The organism is Flavobacterium ginsengisoli, from assembly GCF_029625315.1.
In the GTDB taxonomy this organism is placed as follows: Bacteria; Bacteroidota; Bacteroidia; order Flavobacteriales; family Flavobacteriaceae; genus Flavobacterium; species Flavobacterium ginsengisoli.
In genome coordinates this window covers 1,021,980-1,040,500 of the sequence record NZ_CP121110.1, presented here as the reverse complement: position 1 = coordinate 1,040,500, position 18,521 = coordinate 1,021,980, and the positions used below count along the sequence as shown (strand labels likewise).

At 32.2% G+C, this 18,521-nt stretch carries 15 protein-coding genes and 2 pseudogenes; 11 read left to right on the top strand and 6 right to left on the bottom strand.

Going from position 1 to position 18,521, the window contains the following annotated elements:
- Positions 1–30: 30 nt before the first annotated feature.
- Positions 31–3,130: pseudogene (locus P5P87_RS04635) on the bottom strand (efflux RND transporter permease subunit).
- A 115-nt stretch (positions 3,131–3,245) separates the two neighbouring features.
- A complete protein-coding gene (locus tag P5P87_RS04630) occupies positions 3,246–4,304 on the bottom strand; it encodes an efflux RND transporter periplasmic adaptor subunit (RefSeq protein ID WP_278021722.1) in 1,059 nt (352 codons plus the stop codon).
- A 456-nt stretch (positions 4,305–4,760) separates the two neighbouring features.
- Between P5P87_RS04630 and P5P87_RS04625 the strand changes: the two genes are divergently transcribed.
- The 4 genes from P5P87_RS04625 to P5P87_RS04610 all read left to right on the top strand — a co-directional run bounded on the left by P5P87_RS04625 (position 4,761) and on the right by P5P87_RS04610 (position 7,331).
- Positions 4,761–5,366, top strand: a complete 606-nt coding sequence (locus P5P87_RS04625; RefSeq protein WP_198855745.1) for a TlpA family protein disulfide reductase — start codon at positions 4,761–4,763, stop codon at positions 5,364–5,366.
- Between the two features lie 30 nt (positions 5,367–5,396).
- On the top strand, positions 5,397–6,251 hold the full coding sequence (locus tag P5P87_RS04620) for a hypothetical protein (RefSeq protein ID WP_278021721.1): 855 nt from the start codon (positions 5,397–5,399) through the stop codon (positions 6,249–6,251).
- A 68-nt stretch (positions 6,252–6,319) separates the two neighbouring features.
- The gene (locus P5P87_RS04615; protein WP_278021720.1) at positions 6,320–6,664 is read left to right on the top strand and encodes a hypothetical protein; all 345 of its coding nucleotides are present in this window, start codon (positions 6,320–6,322) and stop codon (positions 6,662–6,664) included.
- Between the two features lie 64 nt (positions 6,665–6,728).
- Positions 6,729–7,331: a PAS domain-containing protein gene (locus P5P87_RS04610; RefSeq protein ID WP_198855742.1), complete on the top strand. Its 603-nt coding sequence runs from the start codon at positions 6,729–6,731 to the stop codon at positions 7,329–7,331.
- 263 nt (positions 7,332–7,594) lie between these two features.
- Here the strand turns inward: P5P87_RS04610 and recG are convergent, their stop codons facing one another.
- Entirely contained in the window at positions 7,595–9,703 is a 2,109-nt protein-coding gene (recG, locus tag P5P87_RS04605; RefSeq protein ID WP_278021719.1) for an ATP-dependent DNA helicase RecG, read from the bottom strand.
- A gap of 257 nt (positions 9,704–9,960) precedes the next feature.
- Here recG and P5P87_RS04600 point away from each other — a divergent pair, with 257 nt between their 5' ends.
- The 4 genes from P5P87_RS04600 (at position 9,961) to P5P87_RS04585 (ending at position 13,258) form a co-directional block, all read left to right on the top strand.
- The gene (locus P5P87_RS04600) at positions 9,961–10,380 is read left to right on the top strand and encodes a hypothetical protein (protein WP_278021718.1); all 420 of its coding nucleotides are present in this window, start codon (positions 9,961–9,963) and stop codon (positions 10,378–10,380) included.
- Positions 10,381–10,514: 134 nt separating this feature from the next.
- Positions 10,515–12,284: a hypothetical protein gene (locus P5P87_RS04595; protein ID WP_278021717.1), complete on the top strand. Its 1,770-nt coding sequence runs from the start codon at positions 10,515–10,517 to the stop codon at positions 12,282–12,284.
- Between the two features lie 33 nt (positions 12,285–12,317).
- A complete protein-coding gene (locus P5P87_RS04590) occupies positions 12,318–12,857 on the top strand; it encodes a DUF1697 domain-containing protein (protein ID WP_198855739.1) in 540 nt (179 codons plus the stop codon).
- A complete protein-coding gene (locus P5P87_RS04585; RefSeq protein WP_278021716.1) occupies positions 12,857–13,258 on the top strand; it encodes a DUF4348 domain-containing protein in 402 nt (133 codons plus the stop codon). Before P5P87_RS04590 ends, P5P87_RS04585 begins: the two co-directional genes overlap by 1 nt.
- A gap of 2 nt (positions 13,259–13,260) precedes the next feature.
- On the opposite strand, the gene P5P87_RS04580 is transcribed toward P5P87_RS04585, so the two are convergent.
- From P5P87_RS04580 to P5P87_RS04570, 3 genes are all read right to left on the bottom strand, one after another.
- Complete coding sequence (locus P5P87_RS04580) at positions 13,261–13,764, bottom strand: hypothetical protein (RefSeq protein ID WP_198855737.1); 504 nt, start codon at positions 13,762–13,764, stop codon at positions 13,261–13,263.
- Between the two features lies 1 nt (position 13,765).
- On the bottom strand, positions 13,766–13,912 hold the full coding sequence (locus P5P87_RS04575; RefSeq protein WP_278021715.1) for a hypothetical protein: 147 nt from the start codon (positions 13,910–13,912) through the stop codon (positions 13,766–13,768).
- Positions 13,913–14,147: 235 nt separating this feature from the next.
- Positions 14,148–14,891, bottom strand: a complete 744-nt coding sequence (locus tag P5P87_RS04570) for a Dph6-related ATP pyrophosphatase (RefSeq protein WP_278021714.1) — start codon at positions 14,889–14,891, stop codon at positions 14,148–14,150.
- Positions 14,892–14,985: 94 nt separating this feature from the next.
- On the opposite strand from P5P87_RS04570, the pseudogene P5P87_RS04565 reads away from it, so the two are divergent.
- The 3 genes and pseudogenes from P5P87_RS04565 (at position 14,986) to P5P87_RS04555 (ending at position 18,518) form a co-directional block, all read left to right on the top strand.
- Positions 14,986–17,039: pseudogene (locus tag P5P87_RS04565) on the top strand (M1 family metallopeptidase).
- Positions 17,040–17,167: 128 nt separating this feature from the next.
- Positions 17,168–18,073: a patatin-like phospholipase family protein gene (locus tag P5P87_RS04560; RefSeq protein ID WP_198855732.1), complete on the top strand. Its 906-nt coding sequence runs from the start codon at positions 17,168–17,170 to the stop codon at positions 18,071–18,073.
- 10 nt (positions 18,074–18,083) lie between these two features.
- Positions 18,084–18,518, top strand: coding sequence for a hypothetical protein (locus P5P87_RS04555; RefSeq protein ID WP_278021713.1), 435 nt, complete (start codon positions 18,084–18,086; stop codon positions 18,516–18,518).
- The last annotated feature ends 3 nt before the right edge of the window (positions 18,519–18,521 follow it).

The window sequence follows — 18,521 nt, the reverse complement described above, 5'->3', positions numbered from 1 at the left end:
TTCTTTAACCAGAAAGTATATTTCTGGTTTTTATTTAATGCTTTCTCTTTCGTATTCGTCAATATGGTCAAATTCTGGATAATGTTTTCTTGCTCTTGACCACATAAAATATATTGCAGGAATTACAAAAAGCGTTAAAGCCAATGAAAAGATCGTTCCTCCCACAATTACAACTCCCATACCAATTCTACTAGTCGATGCCGCTCCAAGAGAAAGTGCAATTGGAAGTGCTCCTAAAGCAATGGCTAAACTCGTCATTAAAATTGGACGTAAACGCGCTTCTGAAGCTTCTAAAATAGCTTCTAATTTTGGTTTTCCTTGTTCTCGCAACTGATTGGCAAATTCTACAATCAAAATACCGTTTTTGGTCACCAGACCAATTAGCATTACCGTACCAATCTGACTGAAAATATTCCACGACTGATTGAATAGCCATAATGAGAATAAAGCTCCCGCTACAGCCATTGGAACTGTCAAAATAATAATAAACGGATCTATAAAACTTTCAAACTGTGCCGCTAGAATCAAGAAGATTAATAATAAAGCCAATCCGAAAGCGAAAGAAGTATTAGAACTACTTTCTACGAAATCTCGCGATTCTCCAGCTAAATCTGTAGTGAAGCTTTCGTCTAAAACTTTAGCTTTTATTCTATTCATTTCATCAATTCCGTCACCCATACTTTTTCCAGGTGCCAAACCAGCCGAGACAGTTGCAGACATGTATCTATTGTTGTGATATAATTGCGGTGGATTACTTTGCTCGTAAACGTTTACTACGTTATCCATCTGAATCAATTCACCATTTTTGTTTTTTACAAACATAGAAGTCAAATCCAAAGGTTTAGATCTGTCTTTTTGGTCAAACTGTCCAATTACCTGATATTGTTTTCCATTTTTGATAAAATAGCCAAAACGCTGTCCGCTTAAAGAAAGCTGTAAAGTTTGTGCTATGTCAAGAATTGAAATTCCTAAACTTTCTGCTTTAGCGCGGTCAATGGTAACATTGACTTCTGGTTTGTTAAATTTCAGGTTTACATCTGTTGTAGAAAAGACATCGCTTTTGGCTACTTCATTCATAAAAACAGGAATTTTTTCTCTTAACTTATCAAAGTTTGGAGCCTGAATAATGTATTGTATTGGTAAACCTCCACGTCTGTTAACGGCAATTGTAGGTCTGCTGAATTACCGCTATTTTAGCATCAGGATATCTTTTTGTCCATTTGCTTAGTTTGTCTGCAATTTCTTTTTGAGATCTGGTTCTTTCGTCTGGTTCTTTTAATGACAGTCTCACAAAACCTGAGTTAGTTGCAGAACCTCCAGAACCTCCAGCAGTAATTACTAAACTAACTTTTTTTTCAGGGATTGAATCGTCAACAAGTTTTGAAATTTCTTGCATAAAACGATAAGTATAATCATAAGAAGAACCCTCTGGCGTTGTCATACGCATGGTAACAGAACTTCTGTCATCATAAGGCGCTGTTTCTTTTGGAAGAATCGTAAAGAATAAATAAATAATTCCAAAACAAGCAATTAAAATAGGAAAGCTGATCCATTTTTTGTCCATGAATTTTGTTAGTGATTCAGCATAACTGCTGTTCATTTTTTCAAAAAATGGCTCGGTTTTAATATAGAATTTTGACTTCTTTTGTTCGCCGCCTTTCATTAAATAGGCATTTAACATTGGTGTTAAAGTCAAGGAAACAAAGGCTGAAATTAATACCGCGGCTCCAATAACAACTCCAAATTCTCTAAAGAGTCGGCCAACAAAACCTTCTAAGAAAATTACTGGCAAAAATACCGTCGCTAAAGTGACAGAAATGGATATAACAGCGTAAAAGATTTCATTAGAACCTTTAATGGTCGCTTCGATTGGAGACATTCCTTCTTCGACCTTTTTGAAAATATTTTCAGTTACAACAATTCCGTCATCCACAACAAGTCCTGTTGCAAGCACAATAGCAAGAAGTGTTAGTACATTTATTGAGAAACCAAAAAGCCACATAATGAAGAATGTAGCAATTAACGATACGGGAATATCAATTAATGGTCTGAAAGCAATTGCCCAGTCTCTAAAAAACAAATAGATAATAATAATTACCAGAACGATTGATATTCCTAAAGTTTCGGCAACCTCCAATACAGATTTCTTTACAAATTGCGTGTTATCAAGCGCAATATTAAGTTTAATGTCTTTAGGTAAATCTTTTTTTAAGGCTTCAAATTTTTTGTAGAATTCAGCTGAAATATCCAGATAATTGGCTCCTGGCATTGGAACAATAGCCATTCCAATCATTGGAAGCCCAGAAGACATCAAAGAAGTCTCTATATTCTCCGGACCTAATTCGGCACCGCCTACATCACTAAGCCTTACGATTTTATCGCCATCTGTGCGAATGATAATATTGTTGAATTCTTCTGGTTTAGAAAGATTTCCAACCGTCTTTACAGTTAATTCGGTATTGTTCCCTGTTAATTTACCAGATGGAAGTTCGACGTTCTGAGCATTTAATGCATTTCTCACATCGGCAACTGTACACTTATAAGCATTTAGTTTTACAGGATCTATCCATAGACGCATTGCATAGCGTTTTTGCCCCCAAATTTGCACGCCACTTACGCCTGGAATGGTTTCCAAACGTTGAGAAATAACATTTTCGGCATAATCGCTTAATTCTAAAGAGCTTCTGCTATCACTTTGAACCGTCATCGAAATAATAGATTCGCTATCTGCATCGGCTTTAGAAACAACTGGTGGGGCATCTATATCTTGTGGAAGATTTCTAATTGCCTGCGAAACTTTGTCTCGAACATCATTAGCCGCTTCCTCTAAATCCTTATCTAAATTAAACTCGATTGTAATGGTACTGCTTCCTTGGTTACTGGATGAAGTAATATTTCGAATTCCATCAATCGCATTTACGGCTTTCTCAAGCGGTTCTGTAATTTGAGATTCAATAATATCAGAATTGGCACCTGTATAATTGGTACGAATAGATACCTGTGCAGGGTCAATAGAAGGAAATTCTCTAACTCCTAAAAAAGTATAACCAATAAAACCGAATAAAATAATTAGTAAATTCAGTACTATGGTTAAAACAGGTCTTTTTATACTTGTAGTTGATAAACTCATGTGTGATTTTAGATTTTAGATTGTTGATTTTAGATTTCAGATTTATTGCTAAATCTTGACTACCATCTTTAAATCTATATTCAAGTCTTTCGACTTTTGACTTTTGGCTTTAGAACTATTTTACTTGAACTTTAATAGGAGCTTCGTCTTTTAAAGACATAACACCGCTTGTAATCAAAGTGTCTCCCGGTTTTAACCCTGATAGAATTAAGATAGAAGAATCTGTTCTTGTTGTTGCATCAACCATTACTTCTTTTGCTTGTCCGTTATTGGCAATAAATACTTTTTTACCGTCTTGAATTGGAATAATCGCTTGAGAAGGAACTACAATAGCATCTTTAATAATGTTTAAAGGCAATTTGATATCGGCAAAAGTTCCAGGGAAAAGTTTTCCATCGGTATTATCAGCCAAAGCACGAATTTGAAGTGTACGTGTAGCAACGGCAACTTCTGGTTCGATGGCATAAATTTTTGCATTGTATGTTTTATCTGAACCAGAAACTTTAAAATCGATTACCGATCCTGATTTTACTTCTGAAGCATATTTTTCTGGAATAGAAAAAGTGATTTTTAGTTTATTGGTATTAACCAATTTAGCTACTAAAACAGTAGGAGTGATGTAAGTTCCTGGAGAAATATTACGTAAACCAATTTTTCCTGAAAAAGGAGCTCTTACAGAAGTTTTAGAAATTTGCGCTCTAATTAATTGGCTTTGCGCTTGAGCAGAAGCAAGATCGGCTTTGGCAACGTCTGCTTCTTCCTGACTAATTGCTTCTTTTTGAAGCAATAATTTTGCTCTTCTTGCATTTTCGGCGACTAATTCTTCTCTAGTTATAGCCTGTCTTAATTGTGCTTTTAGTTCGATATCGTTTACTTTTAAAAGCACTTGTCCTTTTGATACATTGGCGCCTTCGTTAAAGAATATTCCTTCCACAATTCCGGAAACCTCACTATGAATTTCAATTTGCTCATTTGCTTCAATAGATCCTGATAATGCAAGATTATTGTCAAAAGTGGTTGTTTTTATTACGATTCCATTAACAGTTGTTGGAGATTTTTTGTCGTTGAATTTTTTGGAGTCGTCGTTTTTACCCTTATTAGAAATAATTCTATAGGTAATAAAACCTCCAATTGTAATAATTAAAAGAGTGTAAATGAGGTGTTTTACTTTCATAAAATTGAAGTGAATATAGATTTTAGGTTTGTGTTTTTAGTAAGCTTACAAATTTAACTTTTTGGTGCGAAATCGAAAGCTGTTGGCTTTTATTTAACATTTGTATGTACAAAGGTTTGCATTTAGACTACAGTTGGGGCAAAAGGTTTAATTGAAGGTTAAATTTTTTTTTCAAAAAAATAACAGGGTTTCTGTTGGGAAAACACATTGTTTCTTGCCTTAGAAAAAAAATAAGCTTTTTGTCTGATTTTTTTTGCACTTTATCGATTTTATTTGTAACATTGATACATTAAACAAAATGATCGGATTTTTCAGAATTGCTATAAGTTTTATATAGTATTACTGTTAAAAAATGTAAGTAGAAGTTGTTTTTTTTGGTTTTTTACAGAATATAGCTAAATGTTATATTAACAAGTGTTTATTCTTTGTTGTTTAAATAATAAAAAAATGATTTATATGAAGAAAAAATTACTTCTAACTTTATGGTTCGCATTTTTACTTCTTTCAATTGGTTATTTGTTTTGGCAGAACGAGTTTAAATACAGTTTGCCAACTCCTATACCAAAGAATTATCACGCTATTGCCATGGGATCAAAAATTGATTTAGGACCATGCTGTGCATTTGACAATAGACCCATCTTTATACATTTTTTCAATCCCGAATGTCCATGTTCGCGATTCAACGTGCCTCATGTAAGTGCTTTGATTAAAAAATACGGAGATCAGATCAATTTTAAAATTGTTGTTTTAAACAAACAGAAAAATTTTACGATTGATGAGATTCAACAAAAGTTTGATGCTAAGATTCCCGTTTACTTTGATGAAGCAATTGCTAAAAAATGTGGTGTTTTCTCTACACCTCAGGCCGTTTTGCTAGATCAGTCGCACAATTTATATTACAGAGGCAATTACAATAAAACTAGATATTGTACAGATACTAAAAGTAATTATGCCCAAATGGCGATAGATTCTCTTCTTGGCAGAAAAGACAACCACAACCCATCTTTTAATGCTTTAGCTCTTAGAGCTTACGGATGCTCATTACCAAAATGTACTAAATAACTATTTCCAAAAACCTAAATCTAAATTCCCATGAAAACAAAAGCTAGCTTAAACGAACAAGATTATCTGCACAGTTTTATGTCTACAATGACACAAAAATCAGATACAATTATTAATTATGTACTTGCGGTATATTTTCTTCTCGGTATCGGATTGTCTTTTAAATACGATACTTTCGAAATTGGCGTTGGAGTCGGAACACTGAATCTTTTGATGTATTACTCAGCAAAATTTTTCATGAAAAACTCCAAATTCTATCAATATGTTTTGTCTGTAGTTCTGGCTATTTTTATGGCACAATACATTTACCAAATGCATGGAATGTTCGAAATGCATTTTACTGTGTTCATTGCAAGTACAATCTTGATTATTTACCAGAATTGGAGACTTCAAATTCCATTGACTTTATTGGTTGTACTGCATCATGCAGGATTGGCGTATCTTCAAAACTTTATCTATAATGATGCAAATGGGCTTCAGGTTTATTTCTCGCAAGTAAATTTTGATATGGAGACTTTAGTAATCCATACCGTTTTAGCTACTGTAGTATTTTTTATGAACGGATATTGGGCGTATTATTTTAAAGAACACAGTGAAAATCATATCTCAAAAATTTCAGATGAATACGAGCTGGAAAACATGAAGTTAGCTTCAGCAAAATACAGCTCAATGTCAGCTACAAAAGATTATAACGATTTTATACATAGAACAACTTTAGACTTAAAGCTTCCTGTGAATTCAGTTTTAAAACTTATTGATGTTTCAAAAGGGCATACAGACAATGACAAATTGCTTACTTATCTTGAAATGATGAGAGAAAGTGCCAAGAAAATTGATGATTTAGTCAATGATATTCATGTAAAATCTACAAACACCAGAAGTTAGAAAAATTAATTTCCGATTAGAACCGGAACCAGCCCCCAAAAATAATATTAATTTTTTAAGCCTGTTATATGTTTAAGTATGATTTACCAACTGCAGTTCCTACGCTGCATAATCTAAAAAAAATTATTGATGATTTTTTGAATGAAAGCATTACATTAAATTCAATCGAAAAAATTGGCGCTCAATCTGAATTTGAAATAGAAGTAAGAGAAATTTTTAAAAACTATAGAGGTAATTCTCATGTTTACGATCTTGATTTTCAATATAAAAAACTAATACAGATTATGACTGACATTCATAATCTTAATCTCGCTGTTAACAATCAGATTCCAGATTGGTTGGAAAATGAATTAGAAACTGTTTTTCGTAAAATCAGAAATATTCTGCTTTTTTTGGAGATAGAATTAAATTGAGAATTGTTTAAGGATTCATTTTATATACTTAATTGAACTGTAGATTAATTTAATTGTAAAATTTATGGATACCAGATTAAACCGTCCGACACCTTCTGATAGAGAAGTTGATTGGAATAAGAATAAAGTCTTGCTTAGTAAAACTGACAAAAAAGGAACCATTTTATATGCCAATGAAGACTTTATAGATGTTTCTGGTTATGATGAATTTGAACTTGTCGGTCAGCCTCACAATATTGTGCGACATCCAGACATGCCTAAAGTGATTTTTAAATTCTTATGGGACAGTATTAAATCCAGTGAAAATATTCATGTTATCATAAAAAACATGGCAAAAACTGGACGTTATTATTGGGTAGTAACTGATTTTAAAATTGTTGCGGACACAGATGGTGAAATTGTAGGTTTCTTTGGAACTAGAAAATCGGTTCCAAATGATATTATCGTGAAATTTATTGAGCCTTTGTACAAAAAGCTTTTGCAGATTGAAGAAACCAGTGGTTTGCATGCTTCTGAAGAATATCTTGTAGGTTTTCTAGAAGAAAGAAAGAAAACCTACATGGAATACATCGATCATTTGATTGCAACAGGCAAGGATGATAAAAATAAAGTTAGCAAAGGCTTATTTAGTGGTCTTTTTGAGAAGAAAAATGACGCAAAAAAGTAACAACAGCTTATATACTTCATTGTGTCTGATAAAAAATATTCACCCCTTAAATTTGTTCCCCCAGCAAAACTAAATCACATGAATATGAGGCTCAATGAAGTATTTTTTTTTAAGATGCTAACGTTCTAAGTTTCGAAGATGCTAAGTTTTTTAGATTAAAAGTAGAAAGGTTCAAAGGTTAATTAATTAACCTTTGAACCTTTCTTTTTAAGGATTTTAGAACCTTAGCGTCTTAGAATCTTAGAAACTTAGAGTCTTAGTATCTAGCTAATATAATTCCAAATATTCTTCTTCTTGGTCATTTCAATGAAAATTGCTCTTAGAATAGCATTTTCAGGTTTCTGAAGCGCAGAATCTTCTTTTAAGATTTTCATGGCATAATTTCTTGCCAGAGATAAAATTTCTCGATCTTTTACGATATCTGCAATTTGAAGATTTAAAACACCGCTTTGCTGAGTTCCCATCATGTCGCCTGGACCACGAAGTTTTAAATCTACTTCGGCAATTTCGAAACCATCATTGGTCTGAACCATTGTTTCCATTCTGGTTTTGCTATCAGAGCTTAATTTATGTCCTGTCATTAAGATACAATAACTTTGTTCTGCGCCACGACCAACACGTCCGCGCAGCTGGTGCAATTGCGAAAGCCCAAATCTTTCGGCACTTTCAATAATCATTACACTAGCGTTTGGTACGTTTACGCCAACTTCGATAACCGTTGTAGCTACCATAATATTGGTTTTTCCTTCTGAAAAGCGCTTCATTTCAGAATCTTTATCAGCTGGTTTCATTTTTCCGTGAAGAATGGAAATTGAATATTGAGGAAGTGGAAAATCGCGAGAAATACTCTCGTAACCATCCATTAAATCCTTATAATCCATTTTTTCTGATTCCTGAATCAGCGGATAAACGATATAGATCTGTCTTCCTTTTGCAATTTCATCTCGAAGAAATTTCCAGACTTTCAATCTATTGCTGTCAAAACGATGCACGGTCTGAATTGGTTTTCTTCCCGGAGGTAATTCATCAATAACAGAAATATCCAAATCGCCATATAAGCTCATTGCCAAAGTTCTCGGGATAGGAGTGGCAGTCATGACTAAAACGTGTGGCGGAATATCATTTTTCTTCCACAGTTTAGATCTTTGCTCTACGCCAAAACGATGCTGTTCATCAATTACAGAAAGGCCTAAATTTTGAAATTTTACTTTATCTTCTAATAAGGCATGAGTTCCGATCAAAATTTTAAGTTCTCCGTTTTCCAGTTCTTCATGAATAATTTTTCTTTCAGAAGTTTTGGTAGAACCCGTTAATATTCGGATATTGATATTTAACGTTTTAGCAAATTCAGATAATCCAAGAAAATGCTGATTGGCCAAGATTTCTGTAGGAGCCATTAGACAAGCCTGAAAACCATTGTCAATTGCCAAAAGCATGCTCATAAAAGCAACAATAGTTTTTCCTGAGCCAACATCTCCTTGAAGCAAACGGTTCATTTGAGCGTTGCTTCCCATATCGGTTCTGATTTCCTTAATCACTCTTTTTTGAGCATTAGTCAAATCAAAAGGCAAATGATTTTTATAAAATTCATTAAAAAGTTCGCCCACTTTGTCAAATGGATGTCCTTTTATTTTATGTTTTCGAATAAGATTTTTAGTAATTAATTGCAACTGAATAAAAAACAATTCTTCAAATTTCAATCTGAACTGTGCTTTCGCTAAAATTTCAGCGCTTTTCGGAAAATGAATATTAAATAATGCCGCACGTTTTGGAATCAGTTTTAATTCTTCGATTAAAAAAGGAGGAAAGGTTTCGGTAAAAAGCGCCTGAGTTTCCAAGAAAAGTTGCTCCATCATTTTATTAATGGTGCGATTTGAAATGCCTTTATTAGCCAAAGTTTCTGTTGAAGGATAAACGGGTTGCATAGCCGAGCGTAAGCTTCTTTCGTGTTCGCTTAATAATTCAATTTCAGGATGCGCCATGCTAAATTGGCTTCCGTACAGTGAACATTTTCCAAAAATCACCAAAGTTTCATTTAGCTTTAAGCTTTCGCGAATCCACTTATGGCCTTGAAACCAGTTTAAGTCAATTTGTCCAGTATCATCAACGAAAGTCGCTACTAGACGTTTTTTGTTTTTGGCAAATTCAACAGTTTTAATATGAATGATTTTTCCAATAATCTGAACTTCAGAACCAGTATTTTGCAATTCGTTAATCTTGTAATAACGCGTTCTGTCAATATATCGATTTGGAAAAAGATTGACTAAATCTCCATATTTATGAATACCCAATTCCTTACGAAGTAACTGGCCGCGACTAGGACCAACACCTTTTAAGTATTCTATTGGAGTTTCTAGAAGATTATTAGACATTCGAAAATTTAGATTTTATAGAGCCAAGAATAAAAGAGTTAAGAAGAAAGCAAAAAGAGAAAGTATATTCAATATTTCTTTCTTTTTGACTCTTTTTTATTTAGAAAAGCGAAGATAGATTTTAATTAGGAATTTTGAAAATGAATTGTTGCTTTCAAGTCTTTGAATATTAAGTTATCGTTAAGCTGTAAAATAAAGGCGCAACTATTTTAAGCAAGTAAACTCTTATTAATAGTTAACCATCAAAAACTATAAATATGAAAAAAAATGGACTTTTAATTGTAATGCTCATTTCTCTTATTTCCTGTTCTGACAGCGACGACAAATCATCTGAAAGTTATATTGGTAAATGGACTTTAATAAGAATGGGCAGTAATAATCCTGCGGCAAATTCTATAGATATTTTAGAATGGGAGGAATCTTATATTTTTAATTCTAATAACACATTTTCTAAAACAAGAAAAAGAGATGGAAAAACTACAACCATTTCAGGAACTTATTCTGTAATGAAAACGACAGATCAAACAAAGTTTGAGTTAAGTTATAGTGCTCAAAGTGATATAATTGGTTCTTGTACTGCGTTAAAGGAGAATCTATATATTATTAACGATATTGGAAGTTTGTATAGTACTTGGAGCATATGTGACGGACCATTATTGGTATACGATAAGAAATAATTTTTAAATGCTTACTAATTCAATTTTAAAGCTCCGTTTTTAACGGAGTTTTTATTTTTTTATCGTCAGTAAAATTTTAATAAAAAAAGATAATTGCTAGATTTGTTCAAACATTTAAATTATAAGCCCAAATTATGATTAAAGAAGAAAAAGTTCCTTTTGAAACTATGGTGTTTTCTGGTATTACATTCAAAGTAATTAACCGACACGAAGCGCACAATATTATTGGAGATTTAATCGATTTCAAAAATCAGAAAATTTATAATGTTTTTGAAGACACTTGGCGTTTTCCTGATTATGAAGAAAATCCTATATTTCTATTAGCAGAAGACGATGTAGAAATGGATTTATTTGAAATGGATTTTAGCACGGAAGAACATTCTCATATTTTCATCTTAGGATTTATTTTTAAAGGAAATCTAATGGTTTCAAAATTGATTAGTTCTTATGATACAGACAATTCTCCTGCTTTAATTGTTTTAGGAAAAACAACTACAGTCAATATTAATTTGTTTGGCAGTGTTCATTATTTAGGCGGCGGTTTGCAGTGTGATACACTTGTTGGAGAGTATAATCATGGAGAGCTTTTTGTAAAAGGAGATCTTATTGCGTGGTTAATTTATACTGATGATATGTTACTTCATTTTGAACGTTTTACAGATGTTCAAGCAATTATAAGTGCGGGAAGGCCCGATATTTTGATTTGCAGTAATGTTCAAGACACGGACGGATCTATTATTACTGTTGAGAATTATTTACCGTCAACGCATAAACTGTCAGATATTGTAGACGATGCTTTTCTTGAGTTTTCAAGTTATGGCACCGAAATATTAGGAAACAATTATTTAGATGTTTTTAAAGAAGGACTTTCAATTTTAGATTACGATAAAAAAGAGAAATATTCTTATGCTGATTTCCGTAATCAGTTTATTAATATAATTGAAGTTTTATCTGATAATGAGGAATTAAAGGAAAACGGAAAAATCGTTAGACATATTTCGGGAATAACTTATTTGTTTGTTCCTTTTGATTATGAAGGGAAAAAATACAGTCAGATTTCTGAAGAAATTTCGAATGGTTTTAATATCAGAATGCGTGCTTTATGGTGCCATGATGATGAAGAAATTATGATTATTCTGGAATATCTTGATGAAAATGGAGATCCAAAATACCAATGGATGAATGATGAAAATGCGCAAGGAATTGAATTTTTCTGCGTAAAAAATGCTGTCATGAAAACTTTTGAAATATTAACAACTCCGGAAGTCGAAGACGAAAATGACGACGAAGATGAAAGAGAATATGCAGACTATGACAACAGTTTTTCATTAGAAGAATTTGCAGTTCAATTTGGTCATTATAAATTGCCCGAAGATTTAGTAAAACTCTATGAATTTGAACAAGAATATGGAGTAGAAACGTATTCTGAATGTTTTGGGCTTACTATTACTAATGATAAAACAGGAATAAAAACTTGGTCTGAGGAAGAAGAATTTTATAATAGTTTTATCGAATTTGCGGGTGCAAATGGTTCAGGAAGTTCGTATGCATATTGGCTTATTGATGAAGATTTGAATAATTGTCCAATTGTAGTTTTTGGAGACGAAGGCGGCGTTCATATTGTGGCAGAAAATACTAAGAAATTGATTCAGCTTCTGACTCTTGACACTGAAATTTCTGTTGACTTTGATAAAGCGTATTTCTATCAAGATGAGGAATATTATGAAGAAAGCGAAAACAAAGAAGAATTTAAAGATTGGGTTGAAAATCAATTTAATCTAGAAGCAATAGAATCTAACGAAGATGCAGATGAAATTGTAGAAGAGGCACAAAGAAAGTATAAACAAAAGTTTAACGACTTTTTAGTAAAGTTTGGCATTGAAATCAGTGAAGAAGATGAATAGTGTTTTTTATCTTTGAATAAAAATTAGAAAGAAATGAAAACACATTTAGCGCTTTTACGAGGCATTAATGTTTCTGGACATAATATGATGAAAATGGAAGCTTTGAAAGCAATGCTGGAGAATCTTGGTTTTTTAAATGTTCGAACGTATCTGCAATCTGGTAATGTCTTTGTAGACAGCGAAGAAGAAGCTTCAAAAGTTGGTTTTATGATCAAACAGGAAATCTTTAAGGTTTTTGGTCATGAAGTTCCTGTTGTAATGATCACTAAAGAAAATCTGCAATCTTGTTTTGCTAATAATGCATTCTTAAAAGAGAAAGATCTTGATACAAAAAAACTTTATGTTGCTTTTGTCTCAATGGCATTAAAAAAGGAAAGTATAAACGATTTGAAAATCAGTCAGTTTAAACCAGACGAAGCAAGTATTGATGAAAATAGGATTTTTATTAAATATGCCGTTGGTGCAGGAAAAACACGTTTTGATCAAAAATACATCGAGAAAAAATTAAATGTAACAGCAACAATTCGAAACTGGAATACAGTTACAAATTTGCTTAAAATGTACGAAGAATAATGAAAAAGTATTTTTTTATAATGTTTGTTTTTGCAATGAGTTTAAGTTCTACAATTTACGCTCAGGATACAAAAACGGTTGCAGAAGATTTTAATGTCTTCTTTAAAAAATTCAATGAAGATCAAAAGTTTCAAATCAGCAGAGTTATTTTTCCTTTAAAATACAAGGCAAACAATGAAGATTTTGAATTGTTAGATTACACAATGACAAAAGAGAAATATAAAGTTCTTCGTCTCAATAATAAGGCTGATGAGAAATATTTAAAACGTACATTATCAGTAAAGAAAAGCAAAGCTACTCTTGAAGAGCGCGGGCTAGATAGCGGAATTTATATTGACTATGTTTTTGAATTGAAAGATAATAAATGGTTCCTTAAAACTTTTGTCGATCAATCGACTTAATGTTAATCTCGAATCCATTTTTGCATAGCTGGAAAAGGCATTTTTTGTTCTTTTTCAGCTTTTTCATTTCCAAGACATAATTCCATCCATTCTAAAAGCGGCAATCCGATATAATTTCCCGAAGTAAAATTTGTGATAAACCATTCAGAACTCCCTTTATACCCGTGTGGATGGAATACAAATTCAGCAGGAAATTGTAAATGATGCAATGCAGCGTACGACCATAAAATAGCCGCAATCTCGTCACCTTGAGTTGGCCAGTCTTTAGAGATTTGATCTGACCCAACCAGTTTTCTTTCCGTAGGAATTGTTACCGCAAGATGACCCGCTTCATGTAAAATATCTCCTGGATATAGCAATTTTTCATAATCGATATAAATACAATTAGGTCCTAAATCTAAACCAGGTAAAAAGGTTTCTCCAAGCTTTTTTTCAATAATTTCAATACCAATTTCTTTCAAAAAGAATACTACTTTTTTTACTTCATCATTTTCTTTAAAAGCCATGTTAGTTTGTTTTTAAAATGTTTTTCTTGATGTAAATGGTGTCTGCGCTATAAAAAGCTCCTTTTTTCATGCCACCGCCAAAAGGTCGCATAAATTGAATATTTTGAGATTCGTAACCTTCTTTTTTAATCGCTTCATTCACTGCCAAAGTTGGTGCTTCGAAACCAAAAAGTGTAAATTGACGATAACGCTTTTCAGCTAATAAAAAATAACCGTTTGATTGACTTGAAGTCTCGCCAACTTTACAATTTTCGATAGGCTGTTTTGTTTCTGCATCGTAAACATAGCCACTAATTTGGGGCCTTTTGCATCTGCTAACTAAGCAGACTTTGCAAAAAGAAAGAAACTAGAATTAAAAAGATGAGATTATACAAGAACTTCATTTATTTTTTGATTAAATCACAATACCAAAATCCAAAATCAAAAGCGGTTTCATCATTGGTATCGCAGGCTTTGTTAGACGAATCTTCCTTTTCTGGTTTTTCATATTTTCGATACACAATTTCACCAATTTCAAAATCAATTGGTTTTGAAAATATAGGACCGTCGAAAGTAAAGGTATGAAATTCACCGTTTTCTCCGCAAACATCTACATTTTCAGGCAAATCATTTATAAAATCTTGATCGATAACTCTTCCGACAAAACTTTTGTCTAGATATTTTTCGTTGACACAAACCACAATGGTTTTGAAGCCTAGCGAAATAAATTCCTGAATTAAGTCTTGAGTTGGAATTTTCCAAATTGGAAAAACTCCGTTAAGTCCAATTTTGGCCAATTGATTTTCACGATACTCACGCAAATCTTCCAAAAAAATATCTCCAAAAATAGAATAACGTATTCCGTTTTGTTTTAACTCAGTCAAAGTTTTGGTCATAACTTGTTCGTAAACTTCCATCGTTGGCATTTCTGGAACTTCAAGAATTTTTAACGGAATTCCAATGCTTTCGGCTTGGTTCTGCAATAACTCAAGACGAATTCCGTGCATCGAAATACGCTGATATTGCTTGTTAACGCTTGTCAATAAACATTCAATTTTAAAATCTTTATTTTGAAGTATTTTATATAAAGCAAGAGCAGAATCTTTTCCGCTACTCCAGTTAAATAAGGCTTTTTGAGGTGTAGACACAATTTGGCAGTTTTATATGGTAAACTTACAAAATTCGTTCTATTTGTAAAGGAAACCTTTGTAACTTTGGGATTTCGCCTTCAAATACGTTTCAATGAAATACATTCTTTTATTATTCACTAGTTTTCTTTTTGCGCAACAAACACAATTCGTCGATTTTAAATCGGTTTCAGGACAATTGTCTTTAAATTCAAAAGAAAAAACAGTTTCAGGTGCTGTCGATTTTCAATTTGAGGTTTTAAAGGATTGTGATACTATTTCGCTTGACGCTAAAAACATGGAATTTTCGAATGTGAAAATCAATGAAAAAGAAATCATTTTTATCAATACCACTAAACAGTTAAAAGTGGTTTTCCCTTTTAAAAAAGGAGAAAATCATCTAACTTTTAATTATAGCGTAAAACCAAAACAAGCCTTGTATTTTGTTGATATGGAAAACGATGAAGTGCAGATTTGGACACAAGGCCAAGGAAGATATACTAGCAATTGGTTTCCGAGTTTTGATGATGTCAATGAAAAGCTAGTTTTTAATTTAGGAATTACTTATGATAAAGAGTATCAGGTAGTTTCTAATGGAGTTTTAAAGGAAAAAACAAACAACGGAAATCTAAATCATTGGCAGTTTATAATGGAAAAACCAATGAGTTCGTATTTGTTGATGCTGGCGATTGGGAAATATGATAAAAGAGAATTTAAATCTAGAAGCAGAATACCTTTAGAATATTATTACGAACCAAAAGACGCTGATCGTTTCGAACCAACTTATCGCTATTCGAAACGAATTTTTGATTTCCTTGAAAAAGAAATTGGTGTAAAATATCCTTGGAAAATTAATAGACAGATTCCAGTTAGAGACTTTTTATATGCCGGAATGGAAAATACTACTTCAACACTTTTTGCAACACGTTATGTAGTAGATTCAATTGGTTTTTGTGATCGAAATTATACAAATGTAGATGCTCACGAATTGGCACATCATTGGTTTGGAGATCTTATTACAGCCGAAAGCAGCACTCATCATTGGCTTCAGGAAGGATTTGCAACTTATTTTGCTTTGCTTGCAGAAAAAGATATTTATGGAGATGACTATTTTTACTCTAAACTATACAATACAGCACAGCAAATAAAGTTTGCGTCTCGTACTGACACGATTCCAGTTTTAAATGCAAAAGCAAGTTCGCTTACATTTTACGAAAAAGGGGCTTGGGCATTGTTTGTGTTACATGAATCTATTGGAGATAAAGCCTTTAAAAAAGCAATTAAAAATTATCTGAATAAGTACGCTTATCAAACGGTAAATACACAGAATTTTTTCGATGAAATTAAAAAAGTTTCTGATTTGGATAAATTCCAAAAAACATGGCTAGAATCAACTGTTTTTGATACTCCAACTGCAAATGCATTATTGAGTAAAAACAAAACAATTCAAAAGCGATTAGAAATCGATAAATTGAAAAAAACACCTTTAAAAGATAAAATAGATATCTTAAAAAGTACTTTAGAATCTGATGTGTATCAATCTGTAAAAGAAGCTGTTGTTGATCAATTAGAAAATGAAAAATACGAAGAAAAAAGCCTCTTTTGCTTTTAGCACTGCAGACTAATAATATTAATGTTCGTCAAAATTTAGCAGGATCTCTAACTAAAATTCCAGAAGATTTTAGAACAAACTACGAAACGCTTTTGGATGATAAATCGTATCAAACCCAAGAAATAGCACTTTATTGGCTGTGGAGAAACTTTCCCGATCATAGAAAAGAATATTTGGATAAATCTAAAAAATGGATCGGTTTTAACGATTATAACTTAAGAACTTTATGGCTTTCGTTGGTATTGTCAACGCCAAATTACAATAGTGATATAGATTCTTTGACAAATGAACTTATTGCATTTTCATCTACAAAATATGAAGCTACAACACGACAAAATGCTTTAGAAAAATTGATTGCTTTTAAAATTATTAACGATCAGGTTTTGAGTAATTTAGTTAGTGCTACTACACATCACATGTGGCAGTTTTCTAAATTTGGAAGAGATACAATAAGACTTCTGTTAAAAAATCCTGAAATGCGTGCTTCATTTAATAGAATTTTACCTAATTTGACACCCGATGAGCAATTTCAATTAAATCGTTTATTGAAAGAGTAAATTAGAGTGGAAAGAGGGAAGAAGCAAGATTTAAGGTAAAAGATTTAAAAAATAATCTTGGTTCTTGCTTCTTTTCTCTATATTCTCTAAAAAAAATATCCCAAAAAATAAAACCTACATTACAATTTATGAGAGCATTGGTTATTTCAGGTGGTGGCAGTAAAGGCGCATTTGCTGGCGGTGTTGCCCAGTATTTAATAGAAGAAAAAAAACATGAATACGATTTGTTTATAGGAACTTCTACAGGAAGTTTATTAATTCCGCACTTAGCTCTCGGTCATATCAAAAAAATACATTCTGTATACACCAATGTTACGATGTCGAGTATCTTCAACATTTGTCCGTTTGTGGTAAAAACCAAAGACGGAGTCGATATTGTGACAATTAATCACTTTAATGTAATACGTCAGTTTTTTAAAGGAAAACGAACTTTTGGAGAAAGTAAAGGTTTAAAGAAATATATTCAGAATAATTTTTCTCTTTCCGATTTTAATAAACTAAAAAAACTTAAGACAGATGTTGTCGTAACGGTAACCAATTTTACCACAAACGAATCAGAATACAAATTGGCAAAAGATTGCACATATGAAGAGTTTTGCGAATGGTCTTGGATCTCGAGTAATTATGTTCCGTTTATGAGTTTGGTTGAGAAAAACAACTTTGAATATGGTGATGGTGGATTTTCTAGTTTGGTTCCAATTCGTGAAGCTATTAACCGTGGGGCGACAGAAATAGATGTGATTGTATTGGAAACAGAAGTTAATACCACTAAAACAGTAATTGGAAAAAATCCGTTTTCATTAATGATCGATTTGTTCAGAATTGCTTTAGATCAAGTCGAAAAACACGATATTGCTATAGGAAAACTTATGGCAAACACTAAAGATGTAAAACTTAATTTATATTACACTCCAATAAAATTAACAGATAACGCGCTGATTTTTAATAAAGAAGTGATGAAAGAATGGTGGGAGCAAGGTTACGAATATGCGCAGAATAAATCTGAAGTTATGAGTGATAATAGGAAGATGTAAAAAATGCTCTATGATAATTTCGTTTGACTTGGATGATACGCTTATTTCCAAAAATAAATTCAAATTAGAAAAGCCAATTTTATTTCAGCGATTATTTGGTCTTGAATGTATTCGTTTAGGTACTGTTGATTTATTCAAAAAATTAAAAAATGAAAAGCATAAAATTTATATTTATACCACTTCTTACAGAAGTGTTCTAAGAATTAAATGGACATTTTATATTTATGGTGTTTCTGTTGATTACATCATAAATCAGCAGAAACACCAAAGAAAAATTAAGAATTTAGATTTCAATTGTTCTAAATTTCCTCCTATGTTTCATATTGATATCCATATAGATGATTCACAAGGTGTGAATCTGGAAGGAGAAAAATATGGATTTAAAACCATAATTATTTCTGAAACAGATGAAAATTGGACCCAGACAATTTTAAAATCTATCTAAAGT